The organism is Streptomyces sp. NPDC050610, assembly GCF_040654875.1.
Classification (GTDB): Bacteria; Actinomycetota; Actinomycetes; order Streptomycetales; family Streptomycetaceae; genus Streptomyces.
Genome location: NZ_JBFAIV010000003.1, coordinates 84,744 through 101,225, shown reverse-complemented (window position 1 = coordinate 101,225; position 16,482 = coordinate 84,744). Strand labels below are relative to the sequence as shown.

Here is a 16,482-nt window from a genome sequence, read left to right as displayed (position 1 = left end):
GCGAACCCACGCCCGTACGGCTGACACGCCGGCTGAGGACCTACGGGCCGGGCGGAGGTGATCAGGCCGCGGCCCGGCTGCCGATCGTCAGCTCGACCTCGTTTCCCTTCGGGCTGAACTCCCGGATGATCCAAGTGCGTTGACCGATCTCCGTGCCCGCGCCGGTGGTGTAGGCCGGGACAGCGAGGAGAGGTCCCGCCGGGTCGTCGGTACGCAGCTCCGCGTCGGCGCCCACCGCATCGGAGAAGCGCAGGTCCACGCCGATAGGCCAAGGGGCGGCGGCGAAGCCCTGCGGATCGGGCAGCCCCTGTAGCCGGCAGCGGGCGTCCGGGAACAGGTGGGTGTGACCGCACAAGGCGGGGAAGGTCTCGCCCTCGGTCGGTCCGGTGGCGGGTTGCGGCATGGCGGGCTCCGGGAGGCGCGGCGGCGGCGAGGCTTCGTAGTGTGGCGGACCGTGCCGGTGCATCCCGGTATGCCCGGCCGCGCGATTCCCGCCGTCACCTGGTCGGAGCCGCGGGAAGCCGCTGCGCGCCCGGGCACGGCGGGCAGCGGCGCGGGTACCGATACCGGCTCTACGGAGGGTCGATGCCGGGTTGTTCCCCGCCATCCTGGGCCGCGCGGGCGCGGCTGGTGGTGATGGTGCTCGCGCCGCAGGAGGTGACGGTCAGGGAGTGGTGGTCGATCGGAGGGCGTCCGAGTCGGTCCCAGGCGGTGTAGGCGGTCTCGATCTCGTGCCAGAGGCGGCGTGGTCCGTGCTGGCGGACCCGGAAGGAGGCGGCGTCGAGGCCGTCGTAGTCGACGCTCGCCCAGGACGTCCCCTCGGTGTCGGCGATCCACAGCCGGGTGTGCACCGCGTCGGGCTCGGGGGAGTCGTCCCAGGAGAACCAGGCGCCGGGCACGGTCAGGCCGAGGTGGAACTCGGCGTCGAGGTCCCCACCGGCCACCGCCCACGGTGAGAGCGGCGTGCGCGTCTCGTCCGGTTTCCGGCCGGGGCGCAGGAGGTCGCGGTCGAGTGCGACGTCGGTGTCCTGGCCGCGCAGCACCATGTAGGAGCCGAAGGCGGTGAACGGGCCGGAGGCGGTGCCGTCCGGGCGCCGGGTCAGGGCGAGAGTGCCGTAGCAGCACCACGGGCTGTCCCACGGGGTGATGATGCGTCCGTCAGGGGCGGTCTGGGCCGGCCAGGCGGGCGGTACGGCGCGCACCGAGCAGGTGGCCAGGATCCGCTCGTAGGGGGCGGCGGCAGCCCAGCCCGCGGCTCCGTCCGCCAGGACGCGGCGGGGCGCGAACCCGGCGGCTGTCAGGTTGCGGCCGGCCTGGGCGTACAGGGCGGGGTCGAGTTCGACGGTCGTCACCTGGTCCGCACCCAGCCGCGCGCACAGCAGTGCCGCGTTGAACCCGGCGCCCGTGCCGATTTCCAGGACCCGCATGCCGTCGTCGAGGGCGGCCAGTTCGAGGGCGCGGACGACCATGGACGGCATGGACGCGGACGACGACGGGAGGCGGGTCCCGTCGGCGGCGGTCCGGAACCGGGTGACCAGCGGGGTGTCGGTATAGGCCGCCGCCAGCCACCCACGGGGGTCCGCTCGCCGGTCGCGGGGCGTGTAGCCGCCGTGCCCGTCCCGGACCCACACCCGGTCGGGGAGGAAGAGGTGGCGGGGCACAGTCCGCAGGGCGTCCGCGTACGGAGCGGGAACCGGCCGGTGCAGTTGCTCGGCGATCTGCCCGAGCAGCCCCTCCGTCAGGTGCGTCGGCGCGCCATCGGCCGCGGCCGGACCGGTGTCGGGCACGGCCACCGCTACTGGTCGTCCGGCGACGGAGCGGGTGAGGGAGACGGGGGCGGCGGCACGGGCCGGTTCGGCTGATGCCCGTCGTCCCCGATCGGCGACCGGTGCTTCCAATCCATCCTGACCTCCCGCTTTCCGCTCTCACGGTAGAGGCCGCGGCCCCGGCCGGGCAGGGCGTACCGAGGGCGGTTCGGAGATGACCTCACGCCCCTGGCCGGTCCGTGTCGAACACGGGGCCGCGAACGGCACGGTCGCGAACCCAGGGCCGTGAACGCGCGGTCGTGAACACGGAGCCACGAACGCACGGTCGCGAACACGAAGCCGACCGCGAAGATACAGATCTGCCGCCCGCCCCCGGGGAGCGCCCGTAGGGCTCAGTGCCCGCCGACGGCGGCCGGTGCGCGTTCCGGCAGGTGGCGGGCTTCTCCGGTCAGGTGCGTGTGAGTGGGGCAGGGCGGCCGGGCCCCGCGTCGTACGGCTGAGCCTCAGCCGACCACGGTGACCCGTACCCCGAGGTCGCCCATGGCCGAGAGTTCCCCCGTAGGCGCGTCGGAGTCGGTGATGAGGGTGTGGACGTCGCCCGTCGGGCAGATCTTGGCGAAGGTGGTTCTGCCGATCTTGGAGTGGTCGGCGACCACGACCGTACGGCTGCTGTGGAAGGCGAAGGCGCGGTCGGTGGCGGCCTCCAGCTGGTCGTGTGTGGTGCAGCCGTGGGCGGCGCTGATGCCGTCCACGCCGAGGAACGCGATGTCGGTGTGGTGGTCGGCGAGGGTCTTCTCGGCGATGGGGCCGACGAGTTCGTAGCTCTGGCTGCGGGCGGTGCCGCCGATCACGATCAGGGTGACGGTGGGGCGGAGCACCAGGTTCGCCGCGATGTTGACGGCGTTGGTGACGATCGTGACCGGCCCCCGGTCGGCGAGGATTCTGGCCACTTCCGTGGTGGTGGTGCCGCCGGTCAGGCCGACCACCGCCCCGTCGGGCACGAGGGCGGCGGCCGCTCTCGCGATGGCCTGCTTCTGCGGGGAGCGCTGGTCGGCGCGGTGCTGGAGCGGCAGTTCGATGCTCAGCCCGCTGGGGAGCGCGCCCCCGTGCGTACGGTCGAGGAGCCGCTGCTCGCTCAGGTGCCGCAGGTCGCGGCGGACCGTGGCCGCCGAGACGCCGAGCAGCCGCGAAAGCTGCGTCACGTCGGCACTGCCCTGCGCGGCCACGTGGTCGAGTATCCGCGCGTGGCGGTCGTTTCTGAGCACGGTGCGAGCATAGCCATGACGAATACGTCCGCTCATGAACGCGCACAGAATGCGCGTACTGATGCGCGGATCGACGGTAGTTAAGTCAAAACCGATCTATTGACATGGCTGAATACGCTCGCTTTACTCCCTGACAACGCCGGTGCCGAGCACTTGGCGCAGAGGTACGCCCAGCCGGTAGTTGGCCCCACGCCATGAGCCCGGACTGAGTCGCCAGGGCCCTTTCCGGGTTCCGAGGCGGGGACGTGCCCCCTCCACAGCTGGAGCTCAACGATGAGTTTCAACCGCATGGTGCGGAAGTCCATGACGGCCGCCGCGGTCCTCTCGGCCACCGCGTCGGCCTGCCTGCTGGCCCCGGCCACCGCGTCGGCCGCCCAGTCCGGCATCACACTGCCCACGCCGCACGTCAACTTCGATTACCAGATCGGCGGCGCGTACACCCCGCCCTCCGGCGTGAAGGCCGTCAGCCGCGACTACACGGCGGACCCCGCGCCCGGTCTGTACAACATCTGCTACGTCAACGCCTTCCAGACCCAGCCGAAGAAGGAGGGCGACTGGGACTCCGACCTGTTGCTCAAGGACGGCAACGGTGACGTCGTCTACGACGGCAAGTGGGGCGAGGCCATCCTGGACATCCGCACCCCCGCCAAGCAGAAGCGGATCGCCGCCAAGGTCAACGGGTGGATCGACACCTGCGCCGCCAAGGGCTTCCAGGCCGTCGAGCCCGACAACTACGACACGTACGACCGCTACAAGAAGTTCCTGAACAAAGACCAGGCCAAGGGCCTCATCACGCTCCTGTCCCAGCACGCCCACGCCAAGGGTCTGGCCGTCGCGCAGAAGAACTCCCCGGACCTGGCCGCCGACCACAAGGCGACCGGGCTGGACTTCGCTGTCGCCGAGGAGTGCGGCCGGTACGACGAGTGCGAGAAGTACACGAAGGCCTTCGGCTCCCGGGTCTTCGTCATCGAGTACACGGACAAGGGCATGAGCAAGGCCTGCTCCGCCTGGGGCGACCAGCTGAGCATCGTCCAGCGCGATGAGGACGTCACCCCCAAGGGCGACAGCGAGTACGTCCGCAAGACCTGCTGAGTCGAGCGCCGGGTTCCGGGTGGCCGGAACCCGGCGTTTTCCGCGTGCCGGCCGCTCCGCCGCCCACCTTTACCGTCCCCTCCCCTTCCGCTCCCCCTTTGCCGTCCCCTTCTATGTTCCCCGCCGGCACCGCCCCGTCCCACGGCGGCGCCGGCCCGACGCAGGGCGCCAAACCCCTGGAGGTAGTGATGACAGCAGTCCCCCGAGCGCCCGGCCGACCGTCGCGGCGCGGTGTGCTGCGCGTCGGCGGCGTCGGCGCCCTCGCGGCGGCGGCCGGCGGCGCCCTGTCCGGCTGCGCGGCGGACACCGCGAGCGGGGTCGGCGCCGACGGCCGCGTCACGATCCAGATGTGGCACGGCCAGAACGACACCGCCGCCAAGGTCATGAAGAGCCTGGCCACCGAGTTCGAGCGCACCCACCCGAAGATCCGGGTGGACATGGGCGGCGGCGTGCTGTCCGACACCATGCTGCAGAAGGTGACCGCCGCGCTCGCCTCCGGCTCCTACCCCGACATCGCCTATATCTTCGGCTCCGACCTCGCGAACGTGGCCCGCAGCCCGCAGGTGGTCGACCTGACCGAGAAGGTGCACCAGGGCCCGATGCCGTGGCGCAACTTCCACGCGCCGGCCCGCGAGGCCGTCACCGTCAACGGCAAGGTCCGCGCGCTGCCCGCCCTCCTCGACGCCATGGCCGTGGTCTGCAACAAGAAGGTGTTCGCCGACGCCGGGGTCGACCTGCCCAAGCCGGGCTGGACCTGGGACGAGTTCACCGACATCGCCCGCCGCCTCACCAGCCCGGCCAAGGGGCGGTTCGGCACCGGCTGGCCCGGCACCGGTGACGAGGACACGGTGTGGCGGCTGTGGCCGTTGGTGTGGGACCTGGGCGGCGACGTCATCGCCGAGGACGGGAAGAGCATCGGCTTCGAGAAGGCGGGCCCCCGCGCCCTGGAGGTCCTCAAGAAACTGGCGGACGACAAAAGCGTCTACATCGACCCCAAGCCCGGCAGCGAGCAACTGGACCAGGTCTTCCTCTCCGACCGGATGGGCATGTCGCTGTCCGCTCCCTGGGCGCTTCCGGACATCGTCCAGGCGAAGCTCGACTACCACGTCGTGCCGATGCCCACCTTCAGCCGCCGCCCCGTGACCATCTCCGGGCCCGACACCTGGGTGCTGTTCGACAACGGCGAGGCCCGCGCGGAGGCCGCGTTCGAATTCGCCTCCTGGCTGACCCAGCCCGCCCAGGACAGCCGCTGGGACATCGAGGCGGGCAGCCTGCCGCTGAGCCGCCGCAGCGAGGACCGCCCCGCCTGGCGCGAGCATGCCGCCCGTACGCCCGGCATGTCCGTGTTCACCGAAGCGGTCACCTCGGCGCGGGTACGCCCCGTGCACCCGGCCTACCCGCGCATCTCGCGCTCCCTGGGGCAGGCCATCATCGCCGTGCTGCTCGGCCGCAAGAGCCCCGCAGCCGCGGTGCGCTCCTGCGCCGAGGAGTCCAACGCCGCCCTGCTCATACCGCGCTGAGGACCCGATATGCCCCAACTCCCCTCGCCTCTGACCCTGCCGCGGAAACGGTCGGAGCCGCGCGCCCTGCGCCGCCGGCGCCGCAAGGAGTCGGCCACGGCCTGGGCGTTCATCACGCCCTCCGTGATCGTCATCCTCGGTCTGAGCGTCCTGCCGGTCATCTGGTCGCTGCTGCTGTCCTTCCAGGCCGATGACCTCGTCACCCCGAGCCGCTGGGTGGGCCTGGAGAACTACCACGCGCTCAGCCAGGACCCGAACTTCCACCAGGCCGTGCGGAACACCCTGCTCTACACGGTGCTGTACGTGCCCCTGAGCATCGCCGTCGGGCTCGCCCTGGCCCTCGCGCTCAACCGGCGCATCCGCTTCGTCGGGCTCTACCGGACGCTGTTCTTCGTCCCGTTCGTCATCTCCGCCACCGCGCAGGGCGTGCTGTTCTCCTTCATCCTCGACCCGCAGTTCGGCGCGGCCAACTCCGTCCTGAACCACCTGGGCATCTCCCCGCAGGGCTTCCTCACCGACCCCTCGCAGGCGCTGCTCGTCCTGGTCGCCATCACCCTGTGGAGCGGTACGGGCCTGTGCACCGTCATCTACCTGGCGGCGCTGCAGGACGTCCAGCCGTCCCTGGTCGAGGCCGCGCGCCTGGACGGCGCGGGCCGGCTGCAGATCCTGCGGCACGTGACGCTGCCCTCGCTGGCGCCGGTGAGCGTGTTCCTGCTGCTGTGGCAGACCATCCAGTCCCTCCAGGTCTTCGACCTCGTCTACGTGACCACCAAGGGCGGGCCCCTCGGATCGACCACCGTGATCGTCTACTTCATCTGGGAGCAGGCCTTCAAGGAGTTCACCGCCGGGTACGGAGCCGCCGCCGCCTACGTCCTCGCCGTGGCGCTGATCGTCGTGGGCGTCGTGATGCGCGTGGTCCGCCGCGAGCGCACCCCCCGTCGTACGAAAGCAGCCGCCTCATGACCGCGACCACGACCGAGTCACGGGTCTCCTCCCGTCCGAGCGCCCTGCCGGCCGAACGGCGCCGCTTCCGGCTCCCGTTCAGCGGCTGGCACCTGGTGCTCGCGCCGCTGGGCCTGCTGTTCGCGCTGCCGCTGATCTGGCTGCTGCTGAGCTCGTTCATGAGCAACGCCGAGATCAACCGCTTCCCGCCGGCGCTCTGGCCCTCGAAGATCGACTTCGGCGGGTACAGCTACGTCCTCGGCAACGCCAAGTTCGTGCGCTGGCTGCTGAACTCGGTCATCGTCTCCGCGGTCGCCGTCACCTCCAACCTGGTGTTCGGCGTGCTCGGCGGCTACGCGTTCGCCCGGATGCGGTTCTTCGGCTCGCGGTTCCTGCTCGTCCTGATGATGGCGACGATGGCGATCCCGTTCCAGCTCACGATGATCCCCACCTTCCTCGTCATGAAGAAGCTCGGGCTCATCGACACCCTCGGCGCGCTGATCGTGCCCGCCCTCGTCACGCCGTTCGCGGTGTTCCTGCTGCGGCAGTTCTTCCTGTCACTGCCCCGGGAACTGGAGGAGGCCGCCTGGATCGACGGCTGCTCCCGGCTGCGCGTCATCTCCTCCATCATCCTGCCCCTCGCGCGGCCCGCGCTCTCCACCGTCGCGGTGCTGACCTTCCTGACCACGTGGAACGACCTCACCTGGCCACTGATCGCCATCAACCACGACACGCAGTACACGCTGCAACTGGGCCTGACCACCTTCCAGGGGCAGCACCACACCAGGTGGTCCGCGGTGATGGCGGGCAACGTCCTGACGATCCTTCCGGTGCTCGTCGCGTTCCTCTTCGCGCAGAAGGCCTTCATCCGCTCGGTCGCCTCCAGTGGCCTCAAGGGCTGACCGCCCGGTTGCCTCCAGCGGCCTCAAGGGCTGACCGCCCAGTCGCCTCCGGCGGTCCCGAAGGCCGACCGCCCGCCGCCGCACCCGTTCTAAGGACCGCGATGCCCACCGCGTACGACCTGCTCGTCATCGGGGACGCCAACCCCGATGTCGTCCTCGGCCCGCTCGCCGAGCCGCTCGCCTTCGGCCGGCGCGAACAGCTCACCGACTCCGGCTCCCTCACCGCCACCAGCGGCCGCGACGTGCCCGGCGAGCTGTTCGCCGCGAGCCGGCACGTCCACGCCGCCTCGTACTTCCCGCAGCCCAAGCTCGCCGAGGACCTGCCGGAGCCGCTGCGCGCCGCACGCGCGCACGGCGCCACGACGTCCCTGGACACCCAGGACGACCCGTCGGGACGCTGGGACGGGGCCGCCCTCGACGCGGTCCTCGCGGAGACCGACATCCTGCTGCCCAACGCCCAGGAGGCGATGCGCCTCGCCGGTCCCACCGCCGATACGCCGCGGCAGGCCGCCGCGGTCCTCGCCGGCCGCGTGCCGCTCGTAGCCGTCAAGAACGGCTCGGACGACGCCCTGTGCCACGACGGCCGCACACTGATGAGCGCACCGGGCATCCCCGTGACGCCGACGGACACCGTCGGCGCCGGGGACAGCTTCGACGCCGGATTCATCGCCGCCACTCTCCAGCACCAGCCTCCGCACCAGGCACTGCGGTTCGCAGCCGTCTGCGGAGCCCTGTCCACGAGGGCCCACGGCGGCACCGCCGCCCAGCCCACCTGGGACGAAGCCCTCAACCACCTCTCTCCCATCGGAGCGCTCACGTCATGACCCAGCCCAAGATCGCATTCATCGGCGCCGGAAGCGTCGTCTTCACCCAGGGGCTGCTCGCTGACCTCTTCGCCTTCCCCGAGCTGAAGAACGCGCACATCGCCCTGCACGACATCGACGCCGAGCGGCTGACCACCGCCGAAGCCGCGGCCCGCTACATCGCGCGCGAACTCGACGCCGACGCCCGCATCACCGCCCACGCGGACCGCCGCGAATCCCTGGCCGGCGCGGACTTCGTCATCAACATCGTGCAGATCGGGATGGGCGAGTCGACCCGTACCGACTTCGACGTCCCCGCCCGCCACGGGGTGCGCCAGACCATCGGCGACACCCTCGGCATCGGCGGCATCTTCCGCGCCCTGCGCACCTTCCCGTTCCTCAAGCAGCTCGGCGAGGACATCACCGAACTCTGCCCCGACGCGTGGCTGCTCAACTACACCAACCCGATGGCCATGAACGTCCAGTACCTCACCGAGGCCACCGGCCTGACCAAGGTGGTCGGCCTGTGCCACTCGGTGTACTGGACCATGCAGGACCTGGCCAAGCTCGTGGACGTCCCCTACGAGGAGATCACCTACCAGGCCGCGGGCGTCAACCACCAGGCATGGGTGCTGCGCTTCGAGCACAACGGCACCGACCTCTACCGCCGCCTCGACGAACTCATCGCCAAGGACGAGCAGTTGCGGCGCCGGGTGCGCGTCGACATGTACCGGCGGCTCGGCTACTACCCGACCGAGACCAGCGAGCACTCCTCGGAGTACGTGCCGTGGTACCTGCACCACGACAGCGAGATCGACCGGCTGCGCCTCCCGATCGGCGCCTACGTCGGCATCGTCGACGAGAACGTCGCCGAGTACCACCAGACCCGTGACGCCCTCGCCGCCGGGGCCCCGCTCACCGTCGAGGGCACCATGGAGTACGCCCCGCAGGTCATCCACAGCATGGTCACCGGCACCCCGCGCACCATCTACGGGAACGTCCCCAACCGCGGCCTGATCGACAACCTCCCGGCCCACGGCGTGGTCGAGGTGCCCTGCCTGGTCGACGCGGCAGGCGTCCAGCCGACCCGCGCCGGCGCCCTGCCGCCGCAGCTGGCCGCCCTCAACCGCACGTATCTGAGCATGAACAACCTCGTCGTACGCGCCGCCGTCGACAACGATCCGCGGCACATCCGGCACGCGGCCATGACCGACCCGGCCACCGCCGCCACGCTTACCGTGGACCAGATATGGCGGCTCTGCGACGACATGGTCCGCGCCCACGGGGACCTCCTCCAGCCGTCGCTGCGGGTCGCGCTGGCCGACGACTGATCCGGGGCGGGCCCGGTTCCCGAACGGGTCGAGGCGGCGGCCGCTCTCGGTTTCACGTCCGTGATGTACGACGGCGCCGCCCTGTCCTGGGAGGAGGACGTCGCCAACACCCGCCGCATCACGCACCACTGCCGGGAGCACGGCGTGTTCCTGGAGGCGGAGCTGGGCGAGATCGGCGGCGAGGACGGCGCCCACGCGCCGGGGGTGCGTACGGACCCCGGCGAGGCCGTGCGGTTCGTGGCGGACACGGGCGTGGACGCCCTCGCGGTGGCCGTCGGCGCCTCGCACGACATGACGGAGCGCACCGCCCGCCTCGGCCCGGAACTCGTAAGGGAGTTGCGCGCCGCGGTGCCGGTGCCGCTCGTCCTGCACGGTTCGTCCGGGGCCGCCGCCGCGACCCTGGCCGCGGCGGCGGCCGCCGGAATCCGCAAGATCAACATCTTGACGCATCTCGACGCACCTCAACGCGGTCTTCACCACGGCCGTGCGTGACGTACTCGACAGCGGGCCCGTCCTCGACCCCCGGCGCTACGTGAGCCGGGGGCGCGAGACGGCGGCCGCCGAAGTCGCCCGGCTACTGCGGCTCTTCGCCTCTCCCGCACCGGCCCCGGCGGCCTCGCAGCCAGGTCCGGTCCTCGCCTGAGGCACCGGCGGCCGCGTGCCGGAAGACACCGGGAGTACGTCCGGCAGACCAAGCTCCGCGTCCGCGCCGACGGTTCAGGTGCGGCCGGGCACGCGGGCGCCGCTCGCCGGCGGATCGCGCCGATGCCACCGGCCCGACGGCCGTGTACTCCACCGCGCTCAGGCCGCCGCGGGCGCGTGGCGCCGGGCGCGGTCCGGGACGGACCGCTGCCGTTCCGCGGTGACGCCCGCCGACAGCGGTGAGGCGGTGGTGGGTCGGCCCGCCGGCGTGAACCCAGGCGGCGACGCCTCTCACGGCATGCCCTGACCCGCGAGCCCCGCCTTCACCGGAACCGGACACCGGCCCTGGCCGGTCCAACCGTTCTCCACGCGCTCCTTGAGCCGTTGCGGCACGAACTCATCGCCGCCGGACGGGCCGTGGCCATCGGGCCGCCCCTCGACTACGCGACCGGCCTGCGCCCCAGCCTCACCACCATCCCGCTGCGCGGAGTCGAACCCAACCAGGTGGTGCTCGCCACGCGCGCCGGCGACCGCAGCCGTCTGGTCACCGCTCTCCGTAGACACGCCGAAGCGCTGCTCACCGGAACCCACCAGACCGGAGCCGTACGCAGTACGTGATCCGGTTCGCGCCGGACGCGAGGACGGCCTTCGGCTGGTCCTGCGCTCTCGATCGAGGGTGCACATGACCAGCGCGAAGGCCGTGGAGAGGCGACCGAGCCCCGATAGGTCCGGTGGCAGCCGTCTGCCGTCTGCCGTCTGCCGTCCTCAGGACCGCGTCGGCGAATCAGCTCACCACGTTGTGGCGGGGCGCCTTGACCCGCAGGACGATCAGCAGCGCGGAGGCGACCAGGACGATGCCGGAAATGGTGAATACGGTGACGGTGCCGCCGATGCCGAACATCACGCCGCCCGCGGCAGCGCCGCCGGCGATGGCGGACTGCACACCGATGACCACGAGCCCGCCCGCGCTCTCCGCCTGGTCGGGCGCCATGCGAGTGGCCCAGTTCGACAGAGCCACGGCTCCCCTGGCCGGGGCGGCGAGGGCCAGCGCCGGATGAGAGGGCGGAGCCGGGCCGCGTACCGGGCGGGCCGCTGACCGTTTGGGCTTCCGGGAGCTGCGCGACGTCCGAGAACCATCAGCAGCGGCCTATTCGGTGCCCGCCGGCTCGAAGTGGTGTCCCGCCTCCGCGAGCCCCTTCGGCACGGCCTCGGCGAACGCGGCGATCGACTCGTTGTGGCGGCTCGGCACCCACACCACGGACGTCTGCCACGTCAGCGCCGTCCCGTTCAGCGGCCGCCACACCAGCCCCTCGGTGAGCGGGGAGGACGGGGCCTCGTTGAGGTGGATGCCGCGGCCGGCGAGCACCAGGCCGTGGACGAAGTTCGGGTTGCGCGCGTGGCGGATGGAGCCCGGGAGGTAGCCCTCGTCGCGGCAGATGGTCAGCATGTGGTCGTACAGGCGCGGGGCCATCGCCCGGGGAAAGATCACCAGCGGCGCCCCGTTCAGGTCGCGCAGCCGGATGGGGCCGTCGCCCGCCGCGGCGGCGTGGTCGGCGTGCAGCACCACGCCCAGCTCCCGTCGGGCGACGGGGCCGGATTCGAGGCCCACGGTGTCGGAAGGGTGGCGCACGACACCGGCGTCGAGTTCGCCGTTCCGCAGCCGCGCCAGCTGCTCGTCGGTCGTGAATTCGTGGATGTCGAGCAGCACGTCCGGCGCCCGTAGGGCGAACTCGGCGGTCAGGGTGCGCAGCACCCGCGGCTCGGTGTCCGGCGGCACGCCGGCTCGGAGCATGCCCGCCTCGCCGGGTCTGATCCTGCGCATCGCGTCCCGGGCGTCCTCGACTCCGGCGAGCACCGGCCGTACGTGCTCCAGGAGCAGGGCGCCGGCCTCGGTGAGCTGGACGCGGTGTCGGGTGCGGTCGAAGAGCCGGACGTTCAACTCCCGTTCCAGGTCCTGGATGCGCTGCGAGAGCGGTGGCTGGGCCATTTGCAGCCGCGCCGCGGCCCGGCCGAAGTGCAGTTCGTCGGCGAGTACGGCGAAGTACCGCAGGTGACGGAGCTCCATGAGCGAACCATATCGCTGCGATATCACCGTCAGTCCCCATTGGTGTTGGCTGGATCACATCGACGCCTGTTTGCATGGCTGCCCACGGGACGTTCCCCACCGGACACCGGCCCGTCACCCTCCCCTCTGGCCCCGGACGTGCACCGGTGGCCTCCGTATGCCTCCCGAAAGGTCTGCCACATGGCTGAGAACAGCACCGCCGGCACCGTCATCGTGTCCCGCCACCCGGTGACCTCCCTGCCCGACGACGTCCACGTCGCCGAGGTCACCCTCAACCGCCCCGACAAGCTCAACGCGTGGACCGGCGAAATGCGCGCCCAGCTCGTCGCGGCACTTCAGGAGACCGGTCGCGACGAAAAGTGCCGCGCGGTCGTGCTCACCGGCGCCGGACGCGCCTTCTGCGCCGGACAGGACCTCGCGGAGACCGCGGCCATCGACCCCGACGACCACGCGGCCGCCGAGGCGTGGATCGACGACTTCGGCCTGCTGTTCCGCACCGTGCGCGGCCTGGACAAGCCGGTCATCGCCGCCGTCAACGGGGTCGCCGCCGGTTCCGGTTTCCAGTTCGCTCTCCTCGCCGACCTGCGCATCGGCCACGCCGGCGTCCGGATGGGGCAGCCGGAGGTGCTCTCCGGCATCCCGAGCATCACCGGCATCTGGGCCATGCGCGGCATCCTCGGCCGGGCCAAGACCGCCGAGTTCGCCCTCACCGGCCGGCTCGTCGGCGGGGCGGAGGCGCAGCGGCTCGGTCTGCTGTCCCTCCTCGTCGACGAGGACCAGGTCAAGGCCGAGGCGCTGGCCGAGGCCGCCCGCCTCGCGGAGCTGCCGGCGGGCGCCCTCGCGCTGACCAAGGGCCGGCTCCGCGAGCTGGACGACGCCGGTCTCGACGAAGCGATCGACGCCGCGAAGAAGGTGCACATCGCCGCCTACGCCACCGGTGAGCCGCAGCGCGAGATGGCCCGCTTCCTCGCGGGACGCCGCCGCTGACCCCACCGCACCGGCTGTAGCCCCAGGGTGCCGCCGCGACCGTCCCGCTCCCGCGTACAAGAGGAACTCTCATGTCGACCACCGCATCGCCGCACCCCGGCGCAGCCCTCTCCGGCGAAGGCGAACAGGCCTACCGCCGCCTCGTCGATGACCATCAGTGGCAGGTCCCGGACCGGTACAACATGGCAGCGGACGTCGCCGACCGTCATCCCGGCGACCGGCTCGCGCTCGTCTTCGAAGACCACACCGGCCACCGCGAGGAGGTCCGCTGGCAGCAGATCCAGGACCGTTCGCGGCAGATCGCCGCCCACCTCCACGCGCTCGGCGTGCGCAAGGGCGACCGGGTCGCGGTCCTGCTGCCGCAGCGACCCGACACCCCGGCCACCTACCTGGGCGTCCTGCGCACCGGCGCCGTCCTGGTGACGATGTCCCTTCTCTGGGCCGACGAGCCCATCCGCTACCGGCTCGCCGACTCCGGCGCCGCAGTGCTGGTCACCGAGACGGCCGCCCTGGACCGGACGGAGGGATTCGACGGCGTCGTCGTCAACGTCGACGACCCGGCGATCGCCGCGCACCCGCCGGAGTACGAGACGGCCGACACCGCCGCCGACGACCCGGCCCTGATCTTCTACACCTCCGGCACGACCGGCGAGGCCAAGGGCATCGTGCACGCCCACCGCACCCTGCTCGGGCACAACGAGTTCCACTACTGCCACGACCTGCGGCCCGGCGACGTCTTCTACGGCGCCGGCGACTGGGCCTGGTCCATGGCCAAGCTCATGGGCCCGCTGCGGGCGGGCGCCGTGCACCTGGTGTACCGGCCCGCCGGCGGCTTCGACCCCGAAGGGCTGCTGGCGAGCATGGCCCGCAACAAGGTCACCACGGCCCTGGTCAACCCGACCTTCCTGCGCAAGATGAAGCAGGACGTTCCGGACGCGGGCAGCCGCCACCCCCAGTCGCTGCGGGTGGTGTGCTGCTCGAACGAACCGCTCACCACCGATCTGATCGACTGGTTCCAGTCCGAGTTCGGCGTCACGCCGCTGGACTACTACGGTTCCACCGAGTCCTACCCCCTGCTCGGCAACTTCCCCGGGATGCCGGTCAAGCCCGGTTCCATGGGCCGCCCGCTGCCCGGGTGGGACGTCGCGCTGCTGGACGCCGACGGCCAGGAGGTCGCCGGCGGGGAGCCCGGCGAGATCTGCCTGCGGGCCGGATCGAACCCCCAGTTCCCGCTGGGCTACTGGAAGCGGCCCGAGGCTTCCGCCGAGTCGTTCGGCGGGACCTGGTACCGGACCAAGGACCAGGCCGTGATGGACGAGGACGGATACTTCTGGTTCCTCGGCCGCACCGACGACGTCATCAAGACGTCCGGGTACCGTGTCGGCCCGTACGAAGTGGAGGCAGTCCTGCGACGTCACCCCGCCGTCGCCGACGCCGGAGTCGTGGGCGTTCCCGACCCCGTCCGCGGCCAGGCGGTCAAGGCGTGGATCGAGCTGAACCCCGGCCATGAGCCGGATGAGAGCCTGGCCGCGGACATCACCCGTTTCGCCCGCGCCGCGCACTCCAAGTTCGCCTACCCCCGGCAGATCGAATTCGTCGACGAACTGCCCCGCTCGGCCACCGGCAAGATTCAGCGGGCCGCCCTGCGCGCCCGCGACCTCGACTCCGCCGCCCCCGCGGCCGTGACGCCACCCCGGAAGGACGGCCGGCCATGACCATCGACAACCACTCGCCCTCGGCGCCCTCCGTCGCCGCCGAGGAGGCCCCCGGCCAACGGTCCGTGCACCGGAAGGTCGCCGCGGCGACGGCCGTCGGCAACTTCGTGGAGTGGTTCGACTCAGGGGCCTACGCCATCATGTCCGCCACGATCGCCGGGCTCTTCTTCCCGCAGTACGACAAGACCGCGGCGCTGCTCGCGACCTGGGCCGTCTTCGCGGGCGGGTTCATCGCCCGGCCGGCCGGCGCGGCGTTCTTCGGCCGTTACGGCGACCGGATCGGCCGTAATCGCATGCTGGCGCTGAGCGTGCTGTGCATGAGCGGTTCGACGCTCCTCATCGGCCTGCTGCCCAGCTACACGACACTCGGCATCGCCGCCCCGATCCTCCTCTTCCTGCTGCGGGCCATGCAGGGCTTCTCCACGGGCGGCGAGTACACCGGCGCCTCGGCGTTCATCATGGAGTACGCGCCGGAGGGCCGCCGTGCCCGGTACGCGTGCGTGGTGGCGCTGACCGTCGGCCTGGCGTCCGTGGCCGGAGCGCTCACCGGGCTCCTGATCACGTCGACGCTCGACGACGGGTCGCTGCGGAGCTGGGGCTGGCGCATCCCGTTCCTGCTGGCCGGTCCGCTCGGATTCATCGGCCTGTTCCTGCGCAGCCGGATCGACGACACCCCCGTCTTCCGGGCGATGGAGGAACGCGACAGCGTTCAGGACGCCCCGCTGCGCGAGGCCTGGCGGGTCTGCCGCAGGCAGGTACTGACGCTGTTCGGCTACAGCATCACCAACGCCGTCGGCTACTACCTCATGAGCAGCTACATGATCGCGTACATGTCGGAGGAGGTCGGCTACACCAAATCGCAGGCCATGCTGACGAGCGTGCTGGCCATGCTCGCCTACTGCGCGGCGTGTCCGGCGGCGGCCGCGGCCAGCGACCGGTTCGGCCGCAAGCCGATGCTGCTCGTGGCGTGCGGCGGCTTCGCGGTGATGACGCTGCCCGCGTTCTGGCTGATCGGCACCGGGCTGCCGGGGGCCATCATCGGCACGGCCGTCCTCGCGGTGCTGGTGTCGATCATCGGTACGTCCAACGTGCCCGCGATGGCCGAGGCGTTCCCCAGCCAGCTCCGCGCCAGCGGTTCCGCCATCGGCTACACGGCCGCGTATGTGCTCTTCGGCGGCACCGCACCGTTCGTGGCCACCGGCCTCGTCTCCCTGGCGGGCACGCCACTCGCCCCCGGCTTCTACCTGATGGCCCTGGCGGCCGTGTCGGCCCTGGTGGTGCTGTTCTCCTTCCGCGAGACAGTGCGGCTGCCGCTGACGCGGACGACGGTGCTGGAGAAGTAACGGCGGACCCGGAACCCCGTGCTCGAAGAACGAACGGTCTCGGGGGTACGGGGGTACGGGGGTGACCGGTGCTGGGTGCTGGGTGCCGGATGTCGGGTGCCGGTTTCCG

General features: G+C 71.6%; 17 protein-coding genes. 12 read left to right on the top strand and 5 right to left on the bottom strand.

All coding sequences use genetic code 11. The annotated features are described in order from the left end of the window. Window positions 1–61 precede the first annotated feature (61 nt). From AB0I22_RS04805 to AB0I22_RS04795, 3 genes are all read right to left on the bottom strand, one after another. Window positions 62–403, bottom strand: a complete 342-nt coding sequence (locus AB0I22_RS04805; RefSeq protein ID WP_363129192.1) for a hypothetical protein — start codon at window positions 401–403, stop codon at window positions 62–64. Between the two features lie 169 nt (window positions 404–572). After that, window positions 573–1,787 (bottom strand): methyltransferase, encoded by a 1,215-nt coding sequence (locus AB0I22_RS04800; protein WP_363129191.1) that lies wholly within the window; start codon window positions 1,785–1,787, stop codon window positions 573–575. A 482-nt stretch (window positions 1,788–2,269) separates the two neighbouring features. Continuing rightward, window positions 2,270–3,031, bottom strand: coding sequence for a DeoR/GlpR family DNA-binding transcription regulator (locus AB0I22_RS04795; RefSeq protein ID WP_363129190.1), 762 nt, complete (start codon window positions 3,029–3,031; stop codon window positions 2,270–2,272). Between the two features lie 273 nt (window positions 3,032–3,304). On the opposite strand from AB0I22_RS04795, the gene AB0I22_RS04790 reads away from it, so the two are divergent. From AB0I22_RS04790 to AB0I22_RS04750, 9 genes are all read left to right on the top strand, one after another. Next, a complete protein-coding gene (locus tag AB0I22_RS04790) occupies window positions 3,305–4,123 on the top strand; it encodes an endo alpha-1,4 polygalactosaminidase (RefSeq protein WP_363129189.1) in 819 nt (272 codons plus the stop codon). A gap of 188 nt (window positions 4,124–4,311) precedes the next feature. Beyond that, window positions 4,312–5,643 carry an extracellular solute-binding protein gene (locus AB0I22_RS04785; protein ID WP_363129188.1) on the top strand — a complete coding sequence of 444 codons (1,332 nt, stop codon included), beginning with the start codon at window positions 4,312–4,314 and terminating at the stop codon, window positions 5,641–5,643. Window positions 5,644–5,652: 9 nt separating this feature from the next. After that, window positions 5,653–6,606, top strand: a complete 954-nt coding sequence (locus AB0I22_RS04780; protein ID WP_363129187.1) for a sugar ABC transporter permease — start codon at window positions 5,653–5,655, stop codon at window positions 6,604–6,606. Then, window positions 6,603–7,487: a carbohydrate ABC transporter permease gene (locus AB0I22_RS04775; RefSeq protein ID WP_363129186.1), complete on the top strand. Its 885-nt coding sequence runs from the start codon at window positions 6,603–6,605 to the stop codon at window positions 7,485–7,487. The genes AB0I22_RS04780 and AB0I22_RS04775 overlap by 4 nt, the downstream gene beginning before the upstream one ends. 101 nt (window positions 7,488–7,588) lie before the next feature. Continuing rightward, window positions 7,589–8,311 carry a carbohydrate kinase family protein gene (locus tag AB0I22_RS04770; protein WP_363129185.1) on the top strand — a complete coding sequence of 241 codons (723 nt, stop codon included), beginning with the start codon at window positions 7,589–7,591 and terminating at the stop codon, window positions 8,309–8,311. Then, window positions 8,308–9,621: an alpha-glucosidase/alpha-galactosidase gene (locus AB0I22_RS04765; protein ID WP_363129184.1), complete on the top strand. Its 1,314-nt coding sequence runs from the start codon at window positions 8,308–8,310 to the stop codon at window positions 9,619–9,621. Before AB0I22_RS04770 ends, AB0I22_RS04765 begins: the two co-directional genes overlap by 4 nt. A gap of 63 nt (window positions 9,622–9,684) precedes the next feature. Beyond that, window positions 9,685–10,113, top strand: coding sequence for a class II fructose-bisphosphate aldolase (locus AB0I22_RS04760; RefSeq protein WP_363129183.1), 429 nt, complete (start codon window positions 9,685–9,687; stop codon window positions 10,111–10,113). Further along, window positions 10,106–10,264: a hypothetical protein gene (locus AB0I22_RS04755; protein WP_363129182.1), complete on the top strand. Its 159-nt coding sequence runs from the start codon at window positions 10,106–10,108 to the stop codon at window positions 10,262–10,264. Before AB0I22_RS04760 ends, AB0I22_RS04755 begins: the two co-directional genes overlap by 8 nt. A 383-nt stretch (window positions 10,265–10,647) precedes the next feature. Next, window positions 10,648–10,881 carry a hypothetical protein gene (locus tag AB0I22_RS04750; RefSeq protein ID WP_363129181.1) on the top strand — a complete coding sequence of 78 codons (234 nt, stop codon included), beginning with the start codon at window positions 10,648–10,650 and terminating at the stop codon, window positions 10,879–10,881. Between the two features lie 166 nt (window positions 10,882–11,047). Here AB0I22_RS04750 and AB0I22_RS04745 read toward each other — a convergent pair whose 3' ends face one another. Further along, window positions 11,048–11,281 carry a hypothetical protein gene (locus AB0I22_RS04745; RefSeq protein WP_363129180.1) on the bottom strand — a complete coding sequence of 78 codons (234 nt, stop codon included), beginning with the start codon at window positions 11,279–11,281 and terminating at the stop codon, window positions 11,048–11,050. Between the two features lie 129 nt (window positions 11,282–11,410). After that, entirely contained in the window at window positions 11,411–12,328 is a 918-nt protein-coding gene (locus tag AB0I22_RS04740; RefSeq protein WP_363129179.1) for a LysR substrate-binding domain-containing protein, read from the bottom strand. 180 nt (window positions 12,329–12,508) lie between these two features. Here AB0I22_RS04740 and AB0I22_RS04735 point away from each other — a divergent pair, with 180 nt between their 5' ends. From AB0I22_RS04735 to AB0I22_RS04725, 3 genes are all read left to right on the top strand, one after another. Next, the gene (locus AB0I22_RS04735; protein ID WP_363129178.1) at window positions 12,509–13,315 is read left to right on the top strand and encodes an enoyl-CoA hydratase/isomerase family protein; all 807 of its coding nucleotides are present in this window, start codon (window positions 12,509–12,511) and stop codon (window positions 13,313–13,315) included. A gap of 71 nt (window positions 13,316–13,386) precedes the next feature. Then, the gene (locus tag AB0I22_RS04730) at window positions 13,387–15,030 is read left to right on the top strand and encodes an AMP-binding protein (protein WP_363129177.1); all 1,644 of its coding nucleotides are present in this window, start codon (window positions 13,387–13,389) and stop codon (window positions 15,028–15,030) included. After that, a complete protein-coding gene (locus AB0I22_RS04725; RefSeq protein WP_363129176.1) occupies window positions 15,027–16,373 on the top strand; it encodes an MFS transporter in 1,347 nt (448 codons plus the stop codon). The genes AB0I22_RS04730 and AB0I22_RS04725 overlap by 4 nt, the downstream gene beginning before the upstream one ends. Window positions 16,374–16,482 lie beyond the last annotated feature (109 nt).